The sequence below is a fragment of the Spiroplasma endosymbiont of Clivina fossor genome, assembly GCF_964031115.1.
Taxonomy (GTDB): domain Bacteria; phylum Bacillota_I; class Bacilli_A; order Mycoplasmatales; family Nriv7; genus Nriv7.
The window spans coordinates 631,264-656,779 of record NZ_OZ035006.1 but is presented as its reverse complement, the minus strand read 5'-3'; the positions used below and the strand labels follow the sequence as shown (position 1 = coordinate 656,779).

Annotated in this window: 25 protein-coding genes and 2 pseudogenes; 12 read left to right on the top strand and 15 right to left on the bottom strand. The window is 25.6% G+C overall.

Annotated elements, in window-relative coordinates; translation table 4 throughout:
* Positions 1–71: 71 nt before the first annotated feature.
* The 5 genes and pseudogenes from AAHM82_RS13190 to AAHM82_RS03970 form a co-directional block, all read left to right on the top strand.
* Positions 72–512, top strand: a complete 441-nt coding sequence (locus AAHM82_RS13190; protein WP_342263396.1) for a transposase family protein — start codon at positions 72–74, stop codon at positions 510–512.
* Positions 509–901, top strand: coding sequence for a transposase family protein (locus tag AAHM82_RS13185; RefSeq protein ID WP_342264845.1), 393 nt, complete (start codon positions 509–511; stop codon positions 899–901). Before AAHM82_RS13190 ends, AAHM82_RS13185 begins: the two co-directional genes overlap by 4 nt.
* Positions 902–1,098: 197 nt before the next feature.
* A complete protein-coding gene (locus AAHM82_RS03980; protein WP_342264597.1) occupies positions 1,099–1,491 on the top strand; it encodes a transposase family protein in 393 nt (130 codons plus the stop codon).
* A gap of 2 nt (positions 1,492–1,493) precedes the next feature.
* Complete coding sequence (locus AAHM82_RS03975) at positions 1,494–1,916, top strand: transposase family protein (RefSeq protein WP_342264877.1); 423 nt, start codon at positions 1,494–1,496, stop codon at positions 1,914–1,916.
* 21 nt (positions 1,917–1,937) lie between these two features.
* Positions 1,938–2,672: pseudogene (locus tag AAHM82_RS03970) on the top strand (IS256 family transposase); the annotation flags it as partial.
* A gap of 97 nt (positions 2,673–2,769) precedes the next feature.
* Here AAHM82_RS03970 and AAHM82_RS03965 read toward each other — a convergent pair.
* Both AAHM82_RS03965 and AAHM82_RS03960 read right to left on the bottom strand, forming a co-directional pair.
* Positions 2,770–2,999: pseudogene (locus AAHM82_RS03965) on the bottom strand (transposase); the annotation flags it as partial.
* A complete protein-coding gene (locus AAHM82_RS03960) occupies positions 3,000–3,455 on the bottom strand; it encodes a hypothetical protein (protein ID WP_342264596.1) in 456 nt (151 codons plus the stop codon). It abuts the pseudogene before it with no gap.
* 130 nt (positions 3,456–3,585) lie between these two features.
* On the opposite strand from AAHM82_RS03960, the gene AAHM82_RS13180 reads away from it, so the two are divergent.
* The 3 genes from AAHM82_RS13180 to AAHM82_RS03950 all read left to right on the top strand — a co-directional run bounded on the left by AAHM82_RS13180 (position 3,586) and on the right by AAHM82_RS03950 (position 5,198).
* The gene (locus AAHM82_RS13180; RefSeq protein ID WP_342263396.1) at positions 3,586–4,026 is read left to right on the top strand and encodes a transposase family protein; all 441 of its coding nucleotides are present in this window, start codon (positions 3,586–3,588) and stop codon (positions 4,024–4,026) included.
* A complete protein-coding gene (locus AAHM82_RS13175; protein WP_342264845.1) occupies positions 4,023–4,415 on the top strand; it encodes a transposase family protein in 393 nt (130 codons plus the stop codon). The genes AAHM82_RS13180 and AAHM82_RS13175 overlap by 4 nt, the downstream gene beginning before the upstream one ends.
* A 480-nt stretch (positions 4,416–4,895) precedes the next feature.
* Entirely contained in the window at positions 4,896–5,198 is a 303-nt protein-coding gene (locus tag AAHM82_RS03950) for a hypothetical protein (RefSeq protein ID WP_342264595.1), read from the top strand.
* Positions 5,199–5,592: 394 nt separating this feature from the next.
* Here AAHM82_RS03950 and AAHM82_RS03945 read toward each other — a convergent pair whose 3' ends face one another.
* The 8 genes from AAHM82_RS03945 to AAHM82_RS03915 form a co-directional block, all read right to left on the bottom strand.
* Complete coding sequence (locus AAHM82_RS03945) at positions 5,593–6,816, bottom strand: IS256 family transposase (protein WP_342264910.1); 1,224 nt, start codon at positions 6,814–6,816, stop codon at positions 5,593–5,595.
* Positions 6,817–7,407: 591 nt separating this feature from the next.
* Positions 7,408–8,151: a hypothetical protein gene (locus tag AAHM82_RS03940; protein WP_342264594.1), complete on the bottom strand. Its 744-nt coding sequence runs from the start codon at positions 8,149–8,151 to the stop codon at positions 7,408–7,410.
* Between the two features lie 17 nt (positions 8,152–8,168).
* Entirely contained in the window at positions 8,169–10,694 is a 2,526-nt protein-coding gene (parC, locus tag AAHM82_RS03935; RefSeq protein ID WP_425288995.1) for a DNA topoisomerase IV subunit A, read from the bottom strand.
* Between the two features lie 18 nt (positions 10,695–10,712).
* On the bottom strand, positions 10,713–12,635 hold the full coding sequence (gene parE / locus AAHM82_RS03930) for a DNA topoisomerase IV subunit B (RefSeq protein ID WP_342264592.1): 1,923 nt from the start codon (positions 12,633–12,635) through the stop codon (positions 10,713–10,715).
* A 37-nt stretch (positions 12,636–12,672) separates the two neighbouring features.
* Complete coding sequence (locus tag AAHM82_RS03925) at positions 12,673–13,593, bottom strand: alpha/beta hydrolase (protein ID WP_342264591.1); 921 nt, start codon at positions 13,591–13,593, stop codon at positions 12,673–12,675.
* A gap of 432 nt (positions 13,594–14,025) precedes the next feature.
* Complete coding sequence (locus tag AAHM82_RS13170; protein ID WP_342264845.1) at positions 14,026–14,418, bottom strand: transposase family protein; 393 nt, start codon at positions 14,416–14,418, stop codon at positions 14,026–14,028.
* The gene (locus AAHM82_RS13165) at positions 14,415–14,855 is read right to left on the bottom strand and encodes a transposase family protein (RefSeq protein WP_342263396.1); all 441 of its coding nucleotides are present in this window, start codon (positions 14,853–14,855) and stop codon (positions 14,415–14,417) included. Before AAHM82_RS13165 ends, AAHM82_RS13170 begins: the two co-directional genes overlap by 4 nt.
* A 183-nt stretch (positions 14,856–15,038) precedes the next feature.
* Entirely contained in the window at positions 15,039–15,623 is a 585-nt protein-coding gene (locus AAHM82_RS03915) for a hypothetical protein (protein WP_342264590.1), read from the bottom strand.
* Between the two features lie 54 nt (positions 15,624–15,677).
* On the opposite strand from AAHM82_RS03915, the gene AAHM82_RS13160 reads away from it, so the two are divergent.
* Entirely contained in the window at positions 15,678–16,118 is a 441-nt protein-coding gene (locus tag AAHM82_RS13160; protein ID WP_342263396.1) for a transposase family protein, read from the top strand.
* On the top strand, positions 16,115–16,507 hold the full coding sequence (locus AAHM82_RS13155) for a transposase family protein (protein WP_342264845.1): 393 nt from the start codon (positions 16,115–16,117) through the stop codon (positions 16,505–16,507). Before AAHM82_RS13160 ends, AAHM82_RS13155 begins: the two co-directional genes overlap by 4 nt.
* A gap of 169 nt (positions 16,508–16,676) precedes the next feature.
* Here the strand turns inward: AAHM82_RS13155 and AAHM82_RS03905 are convergent, their stop codons facing one another.
* On the bottom strand, positions 16,677–16,922 hold the full coding sequence (locus AAHM82_RS03905; protein ID WP_342264589.1) for an IS1/IS1595 family N-terminal zinc-binding domain-containing protein: 246 nt from the start codon (positions 16,920–16,922) through the stop codon (positions 16,677–16,679).
* On the opposite strand from AAHM82_RS03905, the gene AAHM82_RS03900 reads away from it, so the two are divergent.
* The gene (locus AAHM82_RS03900; protein WP_342264909.1) at positions 16,856–18,070 is read left to right on the top strand and encodes an IS256 family transposase; all 1,215 of its coding nucleotides are present in this window, start codon (positions 16,856–16,858) and stop codon (positions 18,068–18,070) included. The genes AAHM82_RS03905 and AAHM82_RS03900 overlap by 67 nt on opposite strands.
* Positions 18,071–18,086: 16 nt before the next feature.
* Here the strand turns inward: AAHM82_RS03900 and AAHM82_RS03895 are convergent, their stop codons facing one another.
* Positions 18,087–18,290, bottom strand: a complete 204-nt coding sequence (locus AAHM82_RS03895; RefSeq protein WP_342264588.1) for a hypothetical protein — start codon at positions 18,288–18,290, stop codon at positions 18,087–18,089.
* 164 nt (positions 18,291–18,454) lie between these two features.
* Between AAHM82_RS03895 and plsY the strand changes: the two genes are divergently transcribed.
* Positions 18,455–19,150 (top strand): glycerol-3-phosphate 1-O-acyltransferase PlsY, encoded by a 696-nt coding sequence (gene plsY, locus AAHM82_RS03890; protein ID WP_342264587.1) that lies wholly within the window; start codon positions 18,455–18,457, stop codon positions 19,148–19,150.
* A gap of 576 nt (positions 19,151–19,726) precedes the next feature.
* On the opposite strand, the gene AAHM82_RS03885 is transcribed toward plsY, so the two are convergent.
* The 3 genes from AAHM82_RS03885 to AAHM82_RS03875 form a co-directional block, all read right to left on the bottom strand.
* Entirely contained in the window at positions 19,727–20,383 is a 657-nt protein-coding gene (locus AAHM82_RS03885; protein WP_342264586.1) for a transposase, read from the bottom strand.
* A 536-nt stretch (positions 20,384–20,919) separates the two neighbouring features.
* Positions 20,920–22,692: an excinuclease ABC subunit UvrC gene (gene uvrC, locus AAHM82_RS03880; protein ID WP_342264585.1), complete on the bottom strand. Its 1,773-nt coding sequence runs from the start codon at positions 22,690–22,692 to the stop codon at positions 20,920–20,922.
* Positions 22,693–22,703: 11 nt separating this feature from the next.
* Positions 22,704–25,499, bottom strand: a complete 2,796-nt coding sequence (locus tag AAHM82_RS03875; protein WP_342264584.1) for a DNA translocase FtsK — start codon at positions 25,497–25,499, stop codon at positions 22,704–22,706.
* Positions 25,500–25,516 lie beyond the last annotated feature (17 nt).

Sequence of the window (25,516 nt, the reverse complement as noted above, 5' to 3'; positions counted from 1 at the left end):
TAATAGACTTCTTGCAAAATTAATTTAAAATATAATTGAATTGTTGTTTTTAATAAAAAGGTGGAATTTAAATGAAATTTAAAAAAAATAATCAAATAAGTGATAAAAATTTTTTAAGATTAACTGGTATTAAACATACTACTTTTAATAAAATGCTAGAAATTTTAAAAATAGAAGAATTAAAAAAGAGATTTCGTCGCGGAAGAACCAATAAATTATCATTAGAAAATCGTATTTTAATGACTTTAGAATATTGAAGAGAATATAGAACTTATTTTCATATTGCAAAAAGTTATGATATTAGTGAAAGTAGTTGTTATAGAAATATCAAATGAATTGAAGACACTTTAATAAAACACCCTAATTTTCAACAACTTACTGGTCAAAAATCACTATTAAAAGATTATTTCAAAGATAAGACTGTTATAATTGATGTAACTGAAAGCCAAATCCAACGCCCAAAAAAAGACAAAAACAGCACTACTCAGGAAAAAAGAAAAAACACACAATAAAAACACAAGTTATAATTGAAAAAGATAGTAAAAAAATTATTAGTTCTGATTTTTCTTATGGTAAAAACCATGACTTTAAAATTTTAAAAGATTCAAAAATTAAATTTTTACCAGAAACAACTGTTTTAGTGGATTTAGGTTATCAAGGCATACAAAAAATTAATCATAATGTTTTAATTCCTAAAAGAAAATCAAAGAAAAACCCTTTAAATAAAGAAGAAAAGCAAAATAATGAGCGAATTTCAAAAATGAGAATTGTTATTGAAAATGTTTTTGCTATACTTAAAAAATTTAAAATTATTAGTGAAAAATATCGAAATCGTAGAAAAAGATTTGCTTTAAGATTTAATTTAATAGCTTCAATTTATAATTTACAACTATTAGTTTAAATATATTTGATAATTTAAAATTTCAGTCTTTTTTTATTGTAAATAATAATTTTTATTATGTTTTAATGACAAAATATTTGTAAAAATAATCTAAAAATTATTTTAATAACACTTTTATATTTATTTTAAATTTAAAAATTATAATTATCATATTAATTTTGCAAGAAGTCTAATATTATTTCCTAGGTGAAATACAAATGTTAGATAAATACAAAGACGAAAACGAATTTTATAGTTTAATAGGCATAAAATATAAAACTTTCATGAAAATGGTAGAAATTTTAAAAGAAGGTGAAGCTAAACAAAAACAAATTGGTGGTAGACTAAATAAATTATCAATAGAGCAAAGATTACTTATGACTTTAGAATACTGAAAAGAATATAGTACATATCGTATTATTGCAAAAAAATATAATATTAGTCATGTTAGTTGTATTCGTAATATCTTTTGAGTTGAAAATACTCTAATAAAAAATAGTCACTTTCATATACCTGGCAAAAAGATATTATTAGAAAATAAGGGTACTACTAATAATTTATTAGCAATTGATGCTACAGAAATTCCAATTGAAAGAATTAAAAAAAACTAAAATTATTATTTTCTGGTAAGAAAAGGCAACATTCATTAAAATCGCAAATAATTATTGATTTATTTAACAATAAAATTATTTCAGTAGATTTTTGTTATGGCAGTACTCATGATTATAAGTTATTTTTAAAATCAAATACACTTATAAATCCAAAATTAGAATTAATTGCCGATTCAGGATATCAAGGTTTGCAAAATGTTCATAAAAATACATTATTGCCAATTAAAAAAAGTAAAAATAATCCTTTAAATCCAGATAAAAAGGAATATAATAGCTTTTTAAGTAAAGTTAGAATTGTCATTGAACATGTTTTTGCTAGATTAAAAAGATTTAAAATACTAGTTTATCGTTATCGCAATAAGATTAGAAGATTTGGATTACGATTTAACTTAATTTCAGGAATATATAATTTTGAATTAAGCTAGTTATAGTTATGTACCAAGTCTAATAAAAGAAATGGCAACACACAAAAAACCATTATTACTAAAAATGGTTCAATCGCAATTGATGTACCAAGAGATCGAAATAGTACTTTTGAACCAGTAATTATTCCGAAAAGACAAAGAAGATTTGATAACTTTGATCAAAAAGTAATTTCTTTATATGCAAGAGGAATGACAATTTCTGATATCAAAGCACAATTGCAAGAATTCTATCACGGAGCAGAAATTTCAGAAAGTTTAATTAGTCAAATAACTGATGATGTTATTGAAGAAGTTAAAATGTGACAAACTAAACCTTTAGAGAAGATTTATCCGATTGTTTATTTTGATTGTATTGTTGTTAAAGTAAAGCAAGATAAACGAATAATAAATAAAGCAGTTTATCTTGCCTTAGGAATTAATTTAGATGGTTTAAAAGATATTTTAGGAATGTGAATTAGCGAGAATGAGGGCGCCAAATTTTGACTTAATAATCTTACGGAAATGAAAAATCGTGGCTTACAAGATATTCTTGTTGCTTGTAGCGATAATTTAACTGGAATGTCTGATGCAATAGAAGCTGTGTTCCCAAAAACACAGCACCAATTATGCATTGTTCATCAAATTCGTAATAGTTTAAAATTTGTCCCTTACAAAGATCGCAAACTTGTAGCTAATGATTTAAAATCAATTTATACAGCAATTAATGAAGAAATAGCGCTAGTTGCTTTAGATCATTTTTCTGAAAAATGATCTAAAGCAACTAGCGCTATTTCTTCATTAATTGCTGTATAAATTGATTTTAAATCATTAGCTACAAGTTTGGGAATGTACAATTAACTGTGTCTCTAAGTAATTAACTTAAATTCACTCTGTCCTCAAATTTTATCATTAAATGTGAAATCGCACTACCCCAATTTTGAATTGGCATCGTTCATTTCTTAACCATATTTTAAAAACTGATGAGTCATTAGGGAAAATCTTTTTATTCTTAATGACTTTTCTTAATTGACTATTAACACATTCAATCGCATTAGTTGTGTAAATAATCTTTCTAAATTTCTGGGGATATTCAAGAAAAATTATTTAAGTTATTTTTTCTATTTTAATATCTATTAATTTTATTATACTTTTTCATCTTGTAAGTTTTAAATTTATTTTATTTCCTTTAAATTTTATTTTATCTGTTATGTTTATGCCTAATTTTTGAATTGATTTTCAGCCGTTGTCATTTTTATAAAAGTAAGCGTTGTTTAAAGACCCATATTGATTTTTTATTCATTTAGGTGCATTTAAGAGTTCATTTTTATCTTCTTCCGAAAAATCTAAGTAGTAAAGATTTTCTATATTTTCAATTGGCACACCTGCATATTTGTTTATTGTTATTTTTGCACTAGATAATTTTAATTCGTATGATTCATTATTTTGTCTTTTGTTTCTAATTAGTGATTGTGTTGTTGTTTTATCATTATTAATGTTTGAGGGAATAGTAAAAATGTTATTGAAACTAATAGTTAGCACGGTAAATATTTTCATAAACATTTTTATCACTCCTTTTTAAAATATTTTATTTTTCATTGTTCTTTCAGTTTTGATTTTTTTAATAGACTTCTTGCAAAATTAATTTAAAATATAATTGAATTGTTGTTTTTAATAAAAAGGTGGAATTTAAATGAAATTTAAAAAAAATAATCAAATAAGTGATAAAAATTTTTTAAGATTAACTGGTATTAAACATACTACTTTTAATAAAATGCTAGAAATTTTAAAAATAGAAGAATTAAAAAAGAGATTTCGTCGCGGAAGAACCAATAAATTATCATTAGAAAATCGTATTTTAATGACTTTAGAATATTGAAGAGAATATAGAACTTATTTTCATATTGCAAAAAGTTATGATATTAGTGAAAGTAGTTGTTATAGAAATATCAAATGAATTGAAGACACTTTAATAAAACACCCTAATTTTCAACAACTTACTGGTCAAAAATCACTATTAAAAGATTATTTCAAAGATAAGACTGTTATAATTGATGTAACTGAAAGCCAAATCCAACGCCCAAAAAAAGACAAAAACAGCACTACTCAGGAAAAAAGAAAAAACACACAATAAAAACACAAGTTATAATTGAAAAAGATAGTAAAAAAATTATTAGTTCTGATTTTTCTTATGGTAAAAACCATGACTTTAAAATTTTAAAAGATTCAAAAATTAAATTTTTACCAGAAACAACTGTTTTAGTGGATTTAGGTTATCAAGGCATACAAAAAATTAATCATAATGTTTTAATTCCTAAAAGAAAATCAAAGAAAAACCCTTTAAATAAAGAAGAAAAGCAAAATAATGAGCGAATTTCAAAAATGAGAATTGTTATTGAAAATGTTTTTGCTATACTTAAAAAATTTAAAATTATTAGTGAAAAATATCGAAATCGTAGAAAAAGATTTGCTTTAAGATTTAATTTAATAGCTTCAATTTATAATTTACAACTATTAGTTTAAATATATTTGATAATTTAAAATTTCAGTCTTTTTTTATTGTAAATAATAATTTTTATTATGTTTTAATGACAAAATATTTGTAAAAATAATCTAAAAATTATTTTAATAACACTTTTATATTTATTTTAAATTTAAAAATTATAATTATCATATTAATTTTGCAAGAAGTCTACTTTATTTTTATGACATTGGGGAGCAATTTGATATATTTACAACGGTTATTTTAAAAACATTGTAAGCTATTTATTTTTAGCAGGTTGTATTTTAATTTTCCTTTTCAAAATTGGTAATTTAACACAACTCAACAAAGTTATTAACTTCTTAAAAAACTCACCATTAAACATCGTTATTGGTTCATTAGGAACTGGAAAAACTGCCTTTCTAGTATACGCATCAAAATTACTAAAAAAGAAAAAATATCATATCGCCTCAACCTGTCCATTACTAGAAACCCAAAAATTAAGTTTAGGGCATAGGGGATTGTTAGACTTTGATTATCCAATATTGCCAGACAAAACCTTACTTTTGTGAGATGAAACCAATTTATTTTTAGAAGGAACCGATTGAGAAAAAAATAATACCAAAAACGAAGAAACCGGTATTCAAGAATATTTCGCTCTGGCACGGCATTTTGGTCATATTGTTCTCGCTAGCGGTCAAAGAGATAAGCATATATGAGTTAAAGTTCGTGATATTGCCAATAATGTAATTGTGGGAATTCGTAAAAAACCCGTTAATATTTTTCGCCCCTACTTAAAAGTTATCTATGGCACCTTTAACTAGTATTGTGAAGAATATGAACGCTGACGAAACACCTTAATTGATGCTAAAAATAGTAAAAAAGGTCGTCGCATTAAATATCGTGATATTCCTGAACTTGATATCTATTTTTTTAAACTAAAAATTCCCCTGCCAATACTTAACACTTACAATTCTTTTTACCTAGCATTTTTAAGAGATTACTTAAATGCAAAAGTAAATTCTGACTATGAAGACAAATACTATACCGACACAGCAATTGATTTAGAAGACTTGGAATACTTAAAAATGGATAAATTTAGCAAATTTTTAAGAAAAATGAAAGAAAAGGAATAATATAAAAAATGGAAAATCTTGCAAAAATGGCCGACTCTCTCTCTCTTTCTGGGACTGTACAATTAACTGTGTCTCTAAGTAATTAACTTAAATTCACTCTGTCCTCAAATTTTATCATTAAATGTGAAATTGCACTACCCCAATTTTGAATTGGCATCGTTCATTTCTTAACCATATTTTGAAATGCTAAATAAAATATTTTAAAAACTGATGCATCATTAGGAAAAATCTTTTTATTCTTAATGACTTTTCTTAGTTGACTATTAACAGATTCAATCGCATTAGTTGTGTAAATAATTCTTCTAAATTCTTGAGGATATTCAAGAAAAATTATTAAATTATTTCAGTTATTTTTTCATGATTTAGTAATTTGTGGATACTTTTTATTTCATTTTTCTGAAAAATGATCTAAAGCAACTAGCGCTATTTCTTCATTAATTGCTGTATAAATTGATTTTAAATCATTAGCTACAAGTTTGCGATCTTTGTAAGGGACAAATTTTAAACTATTACGAATTTGATGAACGATGCATAATTGGTGCTGTGTTTTTGGGAACACAGCTTCTATTGCATCAGACATTCCAGTTAAATTATCGCTACAAGCAACAAGAATATCTTGTAAGCCACGATTTTTCATTTCCGTAAGATTATTAAGTCAAAATTTGGCTCCCTCATTCTCGCTAATTCACATTCCTAAAATATCTTTTAAACCATCTAAATTAATTCCTAAGGCAAGATAAACTGCTTTATTTATTATTCGTTTATCTTGCTTTACTTTAACAACAATACAATCAAAATAAACAATCGGATAAATCTTCTCTAAAGGTTTAGTTTGTCACATTTTAACTTCTTCAATAACATCATCAGTTATTTGACTAATTAAACTTTCTGAAATTTCTGCTCCGTGATAGAATTCTTGCAATTGTGCTTTGATATCAGAAATTGTCATTCCTCTTGCATATAAAGAAATTACTTTTTGATCAAAGTTATCAAATCTTCTTTGTCTTTTCGGAATAATTACTGGTTCAAAAGTACTATTTCGATCTCTTGCTACATCAATTGCGATTGAACCATTTTTAGTAATAATGGTTTTTTGTGTGCTGCCATTTCTTTTATTATGATTCTCATCAGTTTCAAGATGATCTTTAATTTCCGTATTTAACATTCGTTCAGTTAATTTTTTGGTAAATTCCTGAAAAATAGTATTGCCTTTAAATAAATCTTGTGGATTATCAATATTTTCTAAAAAATAATCAACAACTTTATCAATTGCATCAGGTTCTTTTTTATTTTTTTTTTTTGTCATTTTCTGTTCTCCTTGGTTTAAGTATAATTCAGAATGAATTATCGAGACACAGAATTTTGGACAGGCCCTTCAATATTTATCTTCAACACCAGCGATGTCAGCACGCTCACTTGGTAAATTAGAAAAAATTGCAATTGGTATGTAATTAATTTCTAAAACTTGGTTAATATTTAATTTTTCATTATTGCGTTGTTTTTCAAAATCATTAACTTTTATTATTGTTTGTTCTAATTTGGAAGTGCCATTATTGTCAACAATTTTTTTGGTGCTTAGTTCATAAAATTCTAAAAATTGATCATCTGTTAAAGTATTTACTAGTTCTTGAATTATTTTTTCCATAATTATTATCCACCTCTATCATATTAAAATATACCTAAAATTAAGTATATTCAATAAATATCAAGAGTTTTCGACAAAATTAAAAAAAATTCATACAACCAAAATATACAAATACGATATAATTTTCACAAAATGAAAATATTTTCACTGTTCTACTTACGCGATAAAATTATTATTTGACAAATTAACTGCATTCTTTTCTTTCTTTAATTAATTTCATTTATGGTTTCCTTTTTTCCTATGGTTTATTTTTTATTCCTGTTTAATTACCTCATTCAACTGTTCAAATGTTGTTATTCATTTTCAATTGTCATTTTGAATATATCGTTCAAAACAAACATAAAAATTTTTAAAATTAGTAAAATTAAAATCATAATAACCATATTGTAAGTACTCGTCATTATGATTAGCGATAACTTTTTGCCCTAACACTTTCGTGTCATTAATAAAATTTTTGCTGACTATTTTATCATAATAATTATTTCTTAAAGAATTTACTAATTTATGTCAATTAATAACAAAAGCTAATTGATTAAAACCAAAATATTCAGCTTTAAATTCACTAATTCATCATTGCTCTTTTTCATCTAAACACTGACATTTTTTGACATTACAATTAGGATGTTCAACAAATTCTTCTAATAATTTAATTTTAATATCATTAATACTACCATTAATATTTCTAATAAAATCATGGAGTTTACTATAAAAATGTTTACCATCTTGTTTTCCAGACTCAATATGGTCTTCATAATTAAGAGGTGACATTTTTAATAGTTCGCTTAACTGAATTTTATGTTGCTTAAATCTTTCATCAATCCCATTTTTATTTTTTGATTGACCAATATAAACGAGAATTAGTTTATTAAGTTTAACTGTTGGCAACTGAATATATAAAGCATAAATACCTTTTTTATTTAAGTCATTAGAAGAGTGTGACTTTTCTACTAATCATTCATATAGTTTTATTTTTTCTAAAAAACTTTTTTGAATCATAAGTTTCCTTTCATTTATTAATCATTTAAAATATCATCCATTGATAACGATATTTGATCATTAGCATTAGATATTTTTTTATCTTTTTTTAAAGAAGAAATTAATGATGCTGACTGTAAATTATGCTTTCTTAAATCATAATAATGGTCATCTTGAATTCATTCTACATTAACATCCCCTAAAAAATCACTAACACTTTCTAATAAACGACCATAATGAACTTTATTAATCGCAAAATTTTCAATCGTATTATTTTTAGTTAAAATATGAACTTTACTATTATTAGGAATTACAAACGATGTAATTACATAGGGAATAACAGTTTTAGTTATTTTAAAAGAATGAACTCCTTTCGCTGGACGATGTAGTAAAGGAATATTATTAATTTTAATTTTTTTAACCCCCGCCGTAGTAAAAGAAACATAACTATCATGCTCATCATTAACAACATTTAATGATACAACTTTATCATCATCTTTCAAATTAATCGCTTTAACACCTTTAGCTTTGGGACTAATAATCGCAATATCATTTTCATCATATCTAACAACAAAACCTTTTTTAGTTGTTAAAATAACTTGTTTTTTACCATTACTTAAAGCAAAACCAACAACCTCATCATTAGGTTGTAAATTAATCGCTTTTAAAGCTTTAGATATTCTTGTTGCTTTAAAATCACTAATAACAGTTCTTTTAATAAATCCTAACTTAGTTGCTAAAATAACAAACTGGTCTTGAATATCAAAATCATTAATTAATATCGCACCAAGAACTCTTTCGTCACCCGTCATTGTTGAAAAGTTATTAACATGCTGTCCAATATCCTTTCAACGACTTTCTTTTACTTTATGTAAAGGAACAATACAATAATTACCTTGACTAGTAAACAGTAACAAAGTACTTAATGAAGTAGTTGTTAATGAAGCAACATTAATATCTAAAGGTTTTCGTCCATAATCTTTCATATCTTGTTTAGCAACTACTTTTTCATTAATAACTTTAATATAACCATCACGCGATATCGTAACAAAAATATTTTCTTCATTAATTATTTCTGTTTTTTCAATAATAATTTCTTCCACCATATTCTCAATAACTGTTTTTCGTGGTGAATTAAACTCTTGCGAAATAGTTTGTAATTGTTGAATAATCAAAACTTTTTGTTTTTCTTTTTTCTTAATAATTTCTTGTCAAGTTCTAATTTCTTTTTGTAAAGATTTTTCTTCTTCTTTTAAAGCATTAACATCAGTTGATGTTAACCGATATAATCGTAACGAAACAATAGCTTCTGATTGTAATTCCGTAAAATGATAAGTTTTAATTAAATTTTTCTTAGCATTAGCCTTATCAGTTGATTTACGAATCGTAGCAATAACTTTATCCAAAATTGTTGTAACTTTAATTAAACCACTAACAATTTCTAAACGAACAATCGCTTTTTCTAAATCGTATTTAGTTCTTTTTTGAACAATATCAAATTGATGTTTTAAATAAGCATCTAATAAGTTTAATATTCCCGCACAAATTGGTTTGTTATCTTCAAGAACAACCATATTAAGATTGTAAGATACTTGTAAATTACTATGTTTTAATAAATATTTCCGAATTGTCTCGGCATCAGCATCCTGTTGTAAATTAATTTCAATATGGACTCCTGACATATCACTTAAATCAATAATATCCTTAATGCCACTAAGTTTTTTTTCTTCTTTAATATCCGCAATTCGCGTTACTAAATCACTTTTAACAACTTCATAAGGCAACTCCTTAATAACTCATTTTCGATGACGCGGTGTCCCTTGTAATTCCATTTTACTACGAATAACAATCTTACCACGACCAGTTTTATAAGCATTTAATATTCCATCCCGTCCTTGAATAATACCACCCGTAGGTAAATCAGGTCCTTTAATAATTTTCATAATTTCTTTTAATGAACATTCAGGATTATTAAGACGATAAACTAAGGCAATAATTAATTCCGATAAGTTGTGCGGCGGAATATTGGTTGCATAACCAGCAGCAATACCCATACAACCATTTAAAAGCAAATTAGGAAAGTATGCTGGTAATACTGTCGGTTCAGTTTCAGAATCATCAAAGTTAGGGGTTCAACCAACAGTTTTTTTATCTAAGTCTTGTAATAAATACTTAGAAATTGCATTTAAACGCGTTTCGGTATATCGCATTGCCGCTGCTGAATCACCATCAATAGAACCAAAATTACCATGACCATCAATTAGTGGTACTCTTAACTTTCAAGGTTGCGCCATTCGCACCATTGCTTCATAAATAGGAACATCACCATGCGGATGATATTTACCAATTACTTCACCAACAACCCGAACTGATTTTTTGTGAGGTCGATCAAAAAATAAGCCTAAATTATTCATTGCATATAAAATTCTTCTTTGTACTGGTTTTAAACCATCACGAACATCAGGCAATGCTCGTTCTTGAATAATATATTTCGCATATAAACCAAACCGTTCAGCAACAATTTCGTCTAATTCATGAACCACACTATTTCTGTTACTTTTCATTTCATTCCTCCTTACATCTTATGAAGCAATAACAAAATTATCTTCTAATGTAAAATTAATGTTAGCTTCAATTCATTTTTTGCGTTTATCACTATCATCGCCCATTAAAGTAATAATCTTTTTTTCAGCTTTATGACGATCCCCAATAGTAACTTGCACTAGTTGTCTAGTTTCTGGATTCATTGTTGTTGTTCATAATTGATCGGCATTCATTTCTCCAAGTCCTTTATAGCGTTGAATTTCACTCTTAGTATGTTTTTCCAATTGCTTATATAAATCTTTTTGATTTCAAGCATAACTAGTTTCATTAGATTTTTTGTTACTAATTTTATATAACGGTGGTAATGCTAAATAAATCTTTTGTGCAGCCATTAAAGGCTTCATATAACGATAAAAAAAAGTTAATAATAAAATTTGAATATGGGCGCCATCAACATCAGCATCGGTCATAATGATAATTTTATCATAATTAACATCATCTAAATCAAAATTCTCACCAATGCCACCACCAATAGCATTAGTAATCATATTAATTTCAGGATTTTTTAATAATGTTGCTAAATTAGATTTTTCAGCATTAATTATCTTCCCTTTTAAAGATAAAATCGCTTGAAAACTTCGCGCTCGCCCCATTTTTGCAGTGCCACCAGCAGAATCACCTTCAACAAGAAATAATTCATTTTTATTAGGACTCCGGTTTTGCGCTGGTGCTAACTTACCAATTAACATTCTGTCTTTTAAACCTTTTGATTGTCGTTGTCCTCTTGCTTGTTCACGAGCCTTTCTTGTAGCTTCTCTTACTTCTCTAGTTTTAATAATCTTTGTTAAAATTTCATAAGCAACAGTCTTATTTTCTTGTAATCAAAAAGAAAATTGTTTAGTGACAATATTATCAACAATATTTTTAATTTCATTAGTTCCTAATTTACTTTTAGTTTGTCCTTCATATTGAATCATATTTTCAGGAATTCGTACCGAAATAACTGCTGTTAATCCTTCACGAACATCACTACCTTCAAAGTTTTTTTCTTTTTCTTTTAAGAGATTTTCTGTTCTAGCATAATCATTAATAACTTTCGTTATAGCAGTACGAAAACCAACAACATGGGTCCCCCCATCAATAGTTTTAACATTATTAGCAAAACTAATAATATTTTCACTATAAGCATTACTACTATATTGCATCCCAACTTCTAATTGAACACTATCCATTTCACCTTTTAAAAGCATAATTGGACTAATATTTTTTTCATCAGCGATTAAATATTTAACAAATTCCTCTAAACCATTAGTAAAACAAAATTGTTCTTCTTTTTTACTATGTTCATCAACAACAATAATTTTTAAACCACTAATTAATAATGCTGACTCGCGAGCTCGCTCACAAATCATTGAATATGAAAACTTAAAATTATTAAATATCGTACTATCAGGGCGAAAATGAACTACAGTACCAGTTTTTACTGTTTTACCAATTAATTTTAAATGTCGTGCTAAATGCCCTCCATTTTTAAAACCAATTTCATAAATTTTTTTATCACGATAAATTGTTACATAACAAAATTCACTTAACGCATTAACAACCGATGCCCCCACACCGTGAAGGCCACCTGATGTTTTATAACTATTACCATCAAATTTACCACCAGAATGTAACATTGTAAAAATAACTTCTGGTGTTGATTTTCCTTTTTTATGCATTCCCGTAGGAATCCCCCGACCATTGTCTGCAACAATAATTGAATCATCTTTTTTAATAGTAATCTTAATTTCATTACAATATCCAGCTAATGCTTCATCAATCGAATTATCAAAAATCTCTCATACGAGATGATGCCATCCTTTCCTATCTTTTGACCCAATGTACATCGACGGTCGTTTACGAACACCATCTAGTCCCTCAAGCACTTGAATTGAAGATTCATCATAGCTATTTAGCATTTTAATTCACCCCTTTATTGTTGTTAATTATTATTTACTATATATACTTATTAATAAAATTTAAAATATCTTGATATACTTGTTCTTTACCAATTTCATTTAAAATTTCGTGACGCATTCCTGAATATAATAAAATGCTTGTTTTTTTAAAACCATATTGACGATATTTTCTTGCAATTTTTTCAACGCCTTTACCAAAATTACCAACCGGATCACTCATTCCACCAATAAAAAATATTGGTAAGATTTTCCGAGTTTTAATAATATTTTTCTTTTTCATAATATACAATAAACCTGTAAACATATCTTTAACAGCACTAGCAGTAAATATTTGTCCCGTTAAGGGGTCATTTCTAAATTTTTCTTGAATATTTTTATCACGAGTTAATCAAGCTAAATCATTATCTTTTTCTTTAATTTTCTTACTAAATTTTTTATAAGTTAAATTATTAATAAAATTACTAGGAGCGTGTAATGGTTGTCGTTTTTGTAAATATTTAGCAATAAATTTACCAGTTCATAATTGCATTTTTGATTTTCAAGTAGTTGCACAAATAACTAATGATTCAATAGTATAAGAGTATAATGTTGCATAATGTCGCGCTAAAAATGAACCCATTGATTGCCCTAACATTGTAATTCCTAATTTAGGATAATGATGAACAATATAATCATTCACTACTTTTAAATCTAATACCAGCTTATCTCAACCATCCTTAACACTAAAAAACCCTAAGTGGTCTTTATTATCAGTAACCGTTTTTCCGTGCCCCCGAAGATCATTACCAATAACGATTCAACCATTAGCATTTAAATACTTAGCAAATTCATCATAACGAAAAGTATATTCACTTGACCCATGTACTAATTGCATGACCCCTTTAGGTTCACTGACTTGATCTCATATATATAAATGAAGTTCATTATTATCAAACGATAAAATTTTTAATTCTTGCATTTTTTCATCTTCCTTTTCTAAAATTACTACTTTAAGTACAAAACTTAATTTCTATAATGTTACTTTGAATATCTGATGACTAAAACTATTATAAGAATTATGCCATATATAATGATTATATTATAAATTAAGCAATAAATTTTAAATTAAACTTTTAATTTTGTCGAAAACTCTTGATAAAATAAAAAAAATCATCAACTTGATAATTTTAAAAGGCTTTTATGTAAAATTACTATTTTTACTTTAACTTTTTTATACATTAGACTTCTTGCAAAATTAATATGATAATTATAATTTTTAAATTTAAAATAAATATAAAAGTGTTATTAAAATAATTTTTAGATTATTTTTACAAATATTTTGTCATTAAAACATAATAAAAATTATTATTTACAATAAAAAAAGACTGAAATTTTAAATTATCAAATATATTTAAACTAATAGTTGTAAATTATAAATTGAAGCTATTAAATTAAATCTTAAAGCAAATCTTTTTCTACGATTTCGATATTTTTCACTAATAATTTTAAATTTTTTAAGTATAGCAAAAACATTTTCAATAACAATTCTCATTTTTGAAATTCGCTCATTATTTTGCTTTTCTTCTTTATTTAAAGGGTTTTTCTTTGATTTTCTTTTAGGAATTAAAACATTATGATTAATTTTTTGTATGCCTTGATAACCTAAATCCACTAAAACAGTTGTTTCTGGTAAAAATTTAATTTTTGAATCTTTTAAAATTTTAAAGTCATGGTTTTTACCATAAGAAAAATCAGAACTAATAATTTTTTTACTATCTTTTTCAATTATAACTTGTGTTTTTATTGTGTGTTTTTTCTTTTTTCCTGAGTAGTGCTGTTTTTGTCTTTTTTTGGGCGTTGGATTTGGCTTTCAGTTACATCAATTATAACAGTCTTATCTTTGAAATAATCTTTTAATAGTGATTTTTGACCAGTAAGTTGTTGAAAATTAGGGTGTTTTATTAAAGTGTCTTCAATTCATTTGATATTTCTATAACAACTACTTTCACTAATATCATAACTTTTTGCAATATGAAAATAAGTTCTATATTCTCTTCAATATTCTAAAGTCATTAAAATACGATTTTCTAATGATAATTTATTGGTTCTTCCGCGACGAAATCTCTTTTTTAATTCTTCTATTTTTAAAATTTCTAGCATTTTATTAAAAGTAGTATGTTTAATACCAGTTAATCTTAAAAAATTTTTATCACTTATTTGATTATTTTTTTTAAATTTCATTTAAATTCCACCTTTTTATTAAAAACAACAATTCAATTATATTTTAAATTAATTTTGCAAGAAGTCTATTAAAATATAATACCGCTGTTTGTTGGTTTGGAGTTAAACCCTTATGTTGGTATTTTCATTTTCAGAGATTTAAATAATTTTGAATATTAGTAAAACCTAAACCATGATAATGAATTAAGGTTTCTTTAAGACTAGATTGTAATTTACTGATTTTATATTTAAGTTACGATAACTAGCTTCAGGATTAATTGTTGTTTTAGTTACACATAAAGTAGAATTTGTTTGTTTTGCTACTAAAAAATATAATTTTTGCATATCAGAAGTAATAATTGAATTTTCGTTAATTAATTCTTTGTTCATATTTTCAATAACTCATTGTTTTTGTAAACGTTTGGTGTTTGTGGATTTAACATAAATATTGTTATTATTATCAATTGCCATTTGAATACAGCATTTAGTATTAGTTGCGAATGGGTCAAGGTGAATTCTTCGTGGATCAGTTTTATATTTGAAATTTCCTTTATGGATTTCTTTAATAAATGTTTCATCGATTTGGATTTTACCAGATAATTTTTTAAATTTTAATTGGGTATTTTCTAATTGTTTTGATTTCATTAATTTTTGACGATTATATCAAGCAGTTTTTAATGTAGTTTTAATAAAACGAGAAATTGTTTTACTAGATTGCCCCAGCAATGAAATTTGAATCAATAAATTTCATTGTTCATAATTTAAATGACTTCAATAGACTTCTTGCAAAATTAATTTAAAATATAATTGAATTGTTGTTTTTAATAAAAAGGTGGAATTTAAATGAAATTTAAAAAAAATAATCAAATAAGTGATAAAAATTTTTTAAGATTAACTGGTATTAAACATACTACTTTTAATAAAATGCTAGAAATTTTAAAAATAGAAGAATTAAAAAAGAGATTTCGTCGCGGAAGAACCAATAAATTATCATTAGAAAATCGTATTTTAATGACTTTAGAATATTGAAGAGAATATAGAACTTATTTTCATATTGCAAAAAGTTATGATATTAGTGAAAGTAGTTGTTATAGAAATATCAAATGAATTGAAGACACTTTAATAAAACACCCTAATTTTCAACAACTTACTGGTCAAAAATCACTATTAAAAGATTATTTCAAAGATAAGACTGTTATAATTGATGTAACTGAAAGCCAAATCCAACGCCCAAAAAAAGACAAAAACAGCACTACTCAGGAAAAAAGAAAAAACACACAATAAAAACACAAGTTATAATTGAAAAAGATAGTAAAAAAATTATTAGTTCTGATTTTTCTTATGGTAAAAACCATGACTTTAAAATTTTAAAAGATTCAAAAATTAAATTTTTACCAGAAACAACTGTTTTAGTGGATTTAGGTTATCAAGGCATACAAAAAATTAATCATAATGTTTTAATTCCTAAAAGAAAATCAAAGAAAAACCCTTTAAATAAAGAAGAAAAGCAAAATAATGAGCGAATTTCAAAAATGAGAATTGTTATTGAAAATGTTTTTGCTATACTTAAAAAATTTAAAATTATTAGTGAAAAATATCGAAATCGTAGAAAAAGATTTGCTTTAAGATTTAATTTAATAGCTTCAATTTATAATTTACAACTATTAGTTTAAATATATTTGATAATTTAAAATTTCAGTCTTTTTTTATTGTAAATAATAATTTTTATTATGTTTTAATGACAAAATATTTGTAAAAATAATCTAAAAATTATTTTAATAACACTTTTATATTTATTTTAAATTTAAAAATTATAATTATCATATTAATTTTGCAAGAAGTCTAATAAATAAAATGATTACGAAAAGCGTCAAAACTTGCACGGCAATTTTTACATAAATATTTTTGTTTTCCTTCTGAATTATGTCCATTTTTTTTAAGGGCCTGTCCAAAATTCTGTGTCTCGATAATTCATTCTGAATTATACTTAAACGAAGGAGAACAGAAAATGACAAAAAAAAATAAAAAAAGAACCTGATACAACTGATAAAGTTGTTGATTATTTTTTAGAAAATATTGATAATCCACAAGATTTATTTAAAGGCAATACTATTTTTCAGGAATTTACCAAAAAATTAACTGAACGAATGTTAAATACGGAAATTAAAGATCATCTTGAAACTGATGAGAATCATAATAAAAGAAATGGCAACACACAAAAAACCATTATTACTAAAAATGGTTCAATCGCAATTGATGTACCAAGAGATCGAAATAGTACTTTTGAACCAGTAATTATTCCGAAAAGACAAAGAAGATTTGATAACTTTGATCAAAAAGTAATTTCTTTATATGCAAGAGGAATGACAATTTCTGATATCAAAGCACAATTGCAAGAATTCTATCACGGAGCAGAAATTTCAGAAAGTTTAATTAGTCAAATAACTGATGATGTTATTGAAGAAGTTAAAATGTGACAAACTAAACCTTTAGAGAAGATTTATCCGATTGTTTATTTTGATTGTATTGTTGTTAAAGTAAAGCAAGATAAACGAATAATAAATAAAGCAGTTTATCTTGCCTTAGGAATTAATTTAGATGGTTTAAAAGATATTTTAGGAATGTGAATTAGCGAGAATGAGGGAGCCAAATTTTGACTTAATAATCTCCCTCTTACGGAAATGAAAAATCGTGGCTTACAAGATATTCTTGTTGCTTGTAGCGATAATTTAACTGGAATGTCTGATGCAATAGAAGCTGTGTTCCCAAAAACACAGCACCAATTATGCATCGTTCATCAAATTCGTAATAGTTTAAAATTTGTCCCTTACAAAGATCGCAAACTTGTAGCTAATGATTTAAAATCAATTTATACAGCAATTAATGAAGAAATAGCGCTAGTTGCTTTAGATCATTTTTCAGAAAAATGAAATAAAAAGTATCCACAAATTACTAAATCATGAAAAAATAACTGAAATAATTTAATAATTTTTCTTGAATATCCTCAAGAATTTAGAAGGATTATTTACACAACTAATGCGATTGAATCTGTTAATAGTCAACTAAGAAAAGTCATTAAGAATAAAAAGATTTTTCCTAATGATGCATCAGTTTTTAAAATATTTTATTTAGCATTTCAAAATATGGTTAAGAAATGAACGATGCCAATTCAAAATTGGGGTAGTGCAATTTCACATTTAATGATAAAATTTGAGGACAGAGTGAATTTAAGTTAATTACTTAGAGACACAGTTAATTGTACAGTCCCATTTTTAACGCAATGGTAAGATTCACATTTAGGGCATTTATAATACCGTGCGCTCTAAATTTTTGATCAATTTCATTTAAACGTTTTTGTTTTTTTATTAATTCTGCTTGTTGTTTGACTTTTTCATAAAATTCTAAAAATTGATCATCTGTTAAAGTATTTACTAGTTCTTGAATTATTTTTTCCATAATTATTATCCACCTCTATCATATTAAAAATATACCTAAAATTAAGTATATTCAATAAATATCAAGAGTTTTCGACAAAATTAAAAAAACAATAATATAATAAAATTACCTTATATATGATATAATATTAAATAATTAATATTAGAAAAGAGATGATTATTATAATGAGTACTGCATCAATCATTATGACAACCTTGGGATGTGTTATTGGTTATTTAGTTGGTTCACTATCACCAGCAATTCTTATTAGTAAATATTATTTTAAAACTGATGTCCGTAATCATTATTCCAAAAATGCGGGAGCTACTAATGCTGCCAGAATTATGGGAACCAAATTTGGTTTAATTATTCTTATTTTAGATGGTTTAAAAATTGGTCTTGTTTTAGCAATTGTAAAATTACCATCACTAATTAATTCACCAACCTTTACTCTTAGTGAAAGCTCAGTTTATATTAGTGCTGTTTTTGCTGTTTTCGGACATTGTTTGCCAATTTATCATAAATTTAAAGGTGGTAAAGGTGTTGGACCCTTTTTAGGTTTTACACTTTTTCTTAATCCAATTTATTTCATTATTGCAACTATTGTATGATGAACAATATTTCTAACTATTCGCATTGTTTCTATTGCTTCATTAATATGTGCCATATCTATTTTTTGTTGCTCCTGAATTACACAAATAAACAATTTGCCTGTAAATATGTGAATTAATCATTCTGAGTTATTTTTTTCTTACTTATTGCCTAATTATTGAACCCAATTAATTGTTGGTTTGATTGTTTTAATTGTTATTTTACGACACTATCAAAATATTTATCGAATTTTTACTGGACAAGAAAAACAATTTAGTAATAAAAAATAACACAAAAAATGCTCTGCTAAAATTTTATTGGCAGAGCATTTTTCTATTTTTTAAGATTAGAACATAAAAATTTGTTAGTTTCATATTCTTTATTGAAGTTATTTTTTTATCATTCTTATTCAATGATTTAAATCCCCCATTTTTGTTTTAAAAAAGGTTTAAACTTTATAAAGTTTAAACCTTAATCTTTTTTTTATTGCAGAACACATTCCCAAACTGCTATAGCTTCTAAAAATATTTAAAAACTGACTATTTTTCAATGCTAATAGGTAAGTCATCCTAAGTTATTTTATTTATTAGTTATGCATTATTCTAATAAATAAATGGTATTAACTTATTTTTTAAATATATAATAAAAAAATATAATTCTCAATGATAAATCTATAAAATTTTGTAAATCACACACAATTATTAGACTATGCTTCTCTTAATTGATTTCATCATACCATATTTTGTATTATTAAAATTAAAAAAATTTTTTAATTTTGTCGAAAACTCTTGATAAAATAAAAAAATCATCAACTTGATAATTTTAAAAGGCTTTTATGTAAAATTACTATTTTTACTTTAACTTTTTTATACATTAAAATATAATACCGCTGTTTGTTGGTTTGAAGTTAAACCCTTATGTTGGTATTTTCATTTTCAGAGATTTAAATAATTTTGAATATTAGTAAAACCTAAACCATGATAATGAATTAAGGTTTCTTTAAGACTAGATTGTAATTTACTGATTTTATTTAAGTTACGATAACTAGCTTCAGGATTAATTGTTGTTTTAGTTACACATAAAGTAGAATTTGTTTGTTTTGCTACTAAAAAATATAATTTTTGCATATCAGAAGTAATAATTGAATTTTCGTTAATTAATTCTTTGTTCATATTTTCAATAACTCATTGTTTTTGTAAACGTTTGGTGTTTGTGGATTTAACATAAATATTGTTATTATTATCAATTGCCATTTGAATACAGCATTTAGTATTAGTTGCGAATGGGTCAAGGTGAATTCTTCGTGGATCAGTTTTATATTTGAAATTTCCTTTATGGATTTCTTTAATAAATGTTTCATCGATTTGGATTTTATCAGATAATTTTTTAAATTTTAATTGGGTATTTTCTAATTGTTTTGATTTCATTAATTTTTGACGATTATATCAAGCAGTTTTTAATGTAGTTTTAATAAAACGAGAAATTGTTTTACTAGATTGCCCCAGCAATGAAATTTGAATCAATAAATTTCATTGTTCATAATTTAAATGACTTCAATAAATAAAATGATTACGAAAAGCGTCAAAACTTGCACGGCAATTTTTACATAAATATTTTTGTTTTCCTGGTCGCGTTTAGTTTTCTTAGGTATTTTTTTAAAAAAGAAAAAATAATCATTTACTATAAATTATTTCAATATGCAAATTAAGTATATATTTCTTATGTATGATTTTTTTTATTTTATCAAGAGTTTTCGACAAAATTAAAATAAAAAATTATTTTAATGTTGTTTTTATAAGCATTTTACTTAGTTTCTATAGAATTTTATTGAGATTATGTTTGTTAATATTAAATATTTTGTTTTATTACTTATTTTTCAAATAAAACGATAATTAAATTGTAGTTACTTTTCTTTCAAAATTAATCAAATATTTTTCCACCTAACAAAATTAAAACCTCCTTCTATTTTATTAAAAATAAAAATGCTTATATTTTTATATAAGCATTTTAGCATCAAATTAGTAATAAATTTTTCGATTTAACGAATAAGATTTCTAAATTAATTATCTTTTAAATAAGCAATTAACTCTTTTGTTGTTGTTTTATTTTTAATAATAGCATTTAATTCCGCAAATGAAACTGTTTTCATTTTTGTTAATGTTTCAAACTGTTGATATAACTTTTTAATAGTTAACTCACCTAATCCTTTAACTTTTTTTAACGAATTAACAAATAAAGAATTAGTTCGTTGTTGACGATGAAATGAAATTGTATAATTATGTACCTCTTCTTGAACTTTAGTTAATCAATGAAATAAAGCACTCTTTTTAGCAATATCTAACCGATAACCTTTATTATCTAATAAATAATCCGTTTTGTGACGACTATTCTTAACAAGTCCGACAACTGGTAAAGTAATATTTAAATTTTCTAATTGCAACTGCACACTATCAATTTGTAATTTACCACCATCAACAATAATTAATTCCGGCATTGGTTCGTGATTCATTAATTTTTTTCAATAACGACGATAAACTAAATTTTGTAAATAATGATAGTCCCCTTGTTGTTCAATTTGAATTTTATAACGACGAAACAGTTTTTTAATTGCTTGACCATTTTGATAAACAATAACCCCACCAATAACATTATCATGTCCTAAATTGGCAATATCCATAATTTCAATATATTGTGGTGTTGCGATTTTTAAAAGCTTTCCTAATTGTTCAACAATCTCATAATAACGATATTTAATTTGATAGGAATCAACAAGTTGTTGCTTTAATAATTCTTGAGCATTCTTAGTAGCTAAAGAAATAATTTCTTGCATTTTTTTAGTAAGCTTATTAATAATTTTAATATTTAATGCTTCTGCCAAATCATCTAAAACAATATTTGCCACATATAATTCTTGGGGAACAGTATTGTTAATATATAACTGTTGTAAATAATTTCTCATTGCATCAGTTAAATCATCATTAAATAAAGTAAAAATTTGCTCATCTTTAGAAAGCAATTGTCCATTACGATAAAATAATGCTGTTATTGATAATTTATGATCTTTAATAGCATAACCAATAAAATCACGATTACGAAAATCAGGAAATTGAACAAACTGATGAGAAATAAATAATTGTAACTTATCTAAAACATTTTTTAATCTTTGCGCTTCTTCATATTGTAAATTAATCGCTGCTTGTTGCATTCGCTCAGTAATCTTATTTTTAATATCTTGATTTTTTCCTTGAAAAAAATCATTAATTTTCTTTTTCATCAAGGCATAATATTCCTCAGGAACCTTTTTAAAACAAGCACCTGAACATAATTGCAAATGATAATATAAGCACGGCGTTCCTAAACTTCCTTTACATCTTCGCAAAGGAAATAATTGTTGCAATATCTTTAAAACTTCCCTTGCTCCCGTGCCATCAGGAAAAGGACCATAATACTTACCATTATCTTTTTGAACTTTACGAACAAAACGATATTCAGGATTATTTTCATCAGTAATTTTAATATAAGGATAGGTTTTATCATCATTTAATAAAATATTATATCGGGGACGCTTATCTTTAATTAAATTATGTTCTAACAATAATGCTTCTTTTTCATTAATTGTTAAAATATAATCCACATCAACAATTTCACGAACTAATTTAGTAGTTTTAAAATTATGTACTTTATTAAAATAATTATTTACCCGCTGTTGAATATTTTTTGCTTTACCAACATAAATTAATTGTCGCGCTTCATTATAAAACTGATAACATCCCGAACTTTGTGGTAAATTTTTAATTTTTGATTGTAAAACAAGGGGTTTAACTCACACCATTATCAAAATTCCTACTCTTTATTCATAATCAAAACTTCACGAGGTTTGGACCCGGACCCGTTGTTTTGCGGTCCAACAATACCATTAGCTTCTAAACTATCAATTAATCTTGCTGCCCGATTATAATCAACACCAAATCTTCGTTGAATTAATGAAGCTGATGCCTTTTTATTGGCAATAACAAAATCACAAATCTCATCATACAATTCATCATCTTCACCTGTAATAATATGACTAGTATTCATCCTTTGTGTGGATTCATGGAATTGTTCATTAAACTGCGGTTTTTGTTGCTGAGAAATAAATTTAATTAACGCACTGATGTCTTCGTCATTAATATATACCCCCTGAGCTCTAGTTGGTGTTATTTGACCATAAGGAGCAAATAACATATCACCACCCCCCCCACTACCAATTAACTTTTCAGCTCCCATACTATCTAAAATTGTTCTAGAATCAATTGAAGAACTAACAGCAAAAGCAATTCTGGATGGAATATTATTTTTTATAACACCAGTAATAATATCTGTTGATGGTCTTTGCGTTGCAATAATTAAATGAATTCCTGAAGCTCGTGCCATTTGCGTTATTCGCATAATACTTTCTTCAACTTCTTTTCCCGCAACAACCATTAAATCAGCAAGCTCATCAATAATTATCACAATATATGGTAACATTTCTTCAATTGCCACCTTTTGATTATAACTAGCAATATTTCGCACGCCAATATTAGAAAAAATAATATATCTTCGTTCCATTTCACTAATAATTTGTTTTAAAGCACGATTGGCTTTTCTTAAATCAGTAATTACGGGTACTAATAAATGTGGCAAATTATTGTATACCGATAATTCAACGCGTTTTGGATCAATTAACAAAAATTTTACTTCATGCGGTTTAACCCGAAGAATTAAAGAAGCAATAATACTATTAATACAAATTGATTTTCCACTACCAGTAGCATCCGCAATTAGTAAATGTGGCATCTTATCTAATTCCGCAAATAAAATTTTTCCCATTACATTTTTACCAATGGCAATTAATAATTTACTATCTTTCTTATTAAGGGGAACATTTTCCATCACTTCACGAATCGTAACTAATGCTGGTGAAATATTTGGAATTTCAATGCCCACTGCTGACTTGCCATGAATTGGTGCTTCTAAACGAATATCTTTTGACGCTAAAGCTAACTTAATATCATTTTCTAACGAAGTAATCTTACTTACCTTAACGCCCATTCCTAGTTCAATTTCAAACTTAGTTACTGCCGGCCCAATATTAATATTAGTAACTCGCGCTTCAATATTAAAATGTTTAAAAAGACGATGAATTTTTTCAACATTATTTTTTGCAGTTTTAATATTTAAATCACGATTAACACTAATTATTGGTTTTGTTAAAAGACTAACTGGTGGCAATTGATAATTAGGATTAATTATTGAAGGAAAATAATTACTTGGTATTATTGAAGAAGAAACTTTATTATCCAAAGGATTAATCTCTTCAATAAATTCTGGAGACAAATTATCACTAATAACAACTGCTTGTTTTGTTTGATTATCGGATTGATCAATAGCTGAAAATACCTCATCTAATGCTGATGAACTAGTTGGATAAGATTTTATCTGTTCTTTTTGAATTGGCGGTTGTTCTTTATTAAAAGGTGTTAAATAACTATTAGCAGCAAAATCTTTGCGCACCACATCTAATTCCATTAATGATGTTTGATCATAACCAAAATCATCACGAGAAAATGCTTGTTGATGATACTCTTGTTCTTTAATTACCTTCTCATTAAGATTAATTTTTGGTGTTAACTTCGAATCTCAATTATCAATATGGTGATAATTTTTATTACTATAAATATCATCAAATAATAAATCTTCATTGATTAATGAATGATGCAAATCAACCGATGGTAATTTAATCGTAATATCAGAATTTTTTGTTGTATGTAAAACTTGCCGATCATTACCATTAATATTTTTAACATTAACAGTTTCAAAATATTGTTGATATTTCTTCTCAGCATTTTTCTTATTTTTAACATTCTTATTAGCCATAAAACTAACAATATGTAAACTATTATGTTTCTTATTAACTTTTCATTGATAAAGATATCAAGGATTTCCTGTTAAAATTCAAAGAATAATTGTTGTTAAAAAAACAAAACTACATATTAAAGAAACAATTGTTGTTAAATAACCAAATACTGCTGAAAACAACATTCCAATAAAACCGCCACCAGCAAAAGGAATAAAATATGAACCATTAATATGAAAAAATTTCTTAATATCTAATCGTTGCATAAAAAGAGAATTTTGTAGTCAATTATCCGTATAAGCACTAATAACTTGCGAAAACCAACTTTGTTCTGCGTTAATAGAAGAACGATTATAACTAATCAATAATACAATATCATTCACAAATCAACAAATAGCTAAAACAAGTAATATTATCATTACTTGAACTCGTTTCTTAATTTTAATTTGAATACCACCAAAAATTGCAAAACTAACTACTAAAATAACAAAATAGATAATGTATTTAAATCATCCAAAAAGAAAATTGAAAAAAACATCATCTAAAAATTGACCAATAACCGTTAAACGAGCAAGCGCCAAAATACTAGCAAAAATAATGAACAAAGCTCATATTTTCCCACCAATTTTATCACTACGCCGAATTTTCTTCTTTAACTGAATAATTTTGGATTTCGCTTGTTGTTCTTGTTCATATTTTGTAGCATTGCGAGGATTATTTTCAAACTCGACAAAATCACTACTTATTTTATTGCTATCCATCCTTTTATCTCCTCATA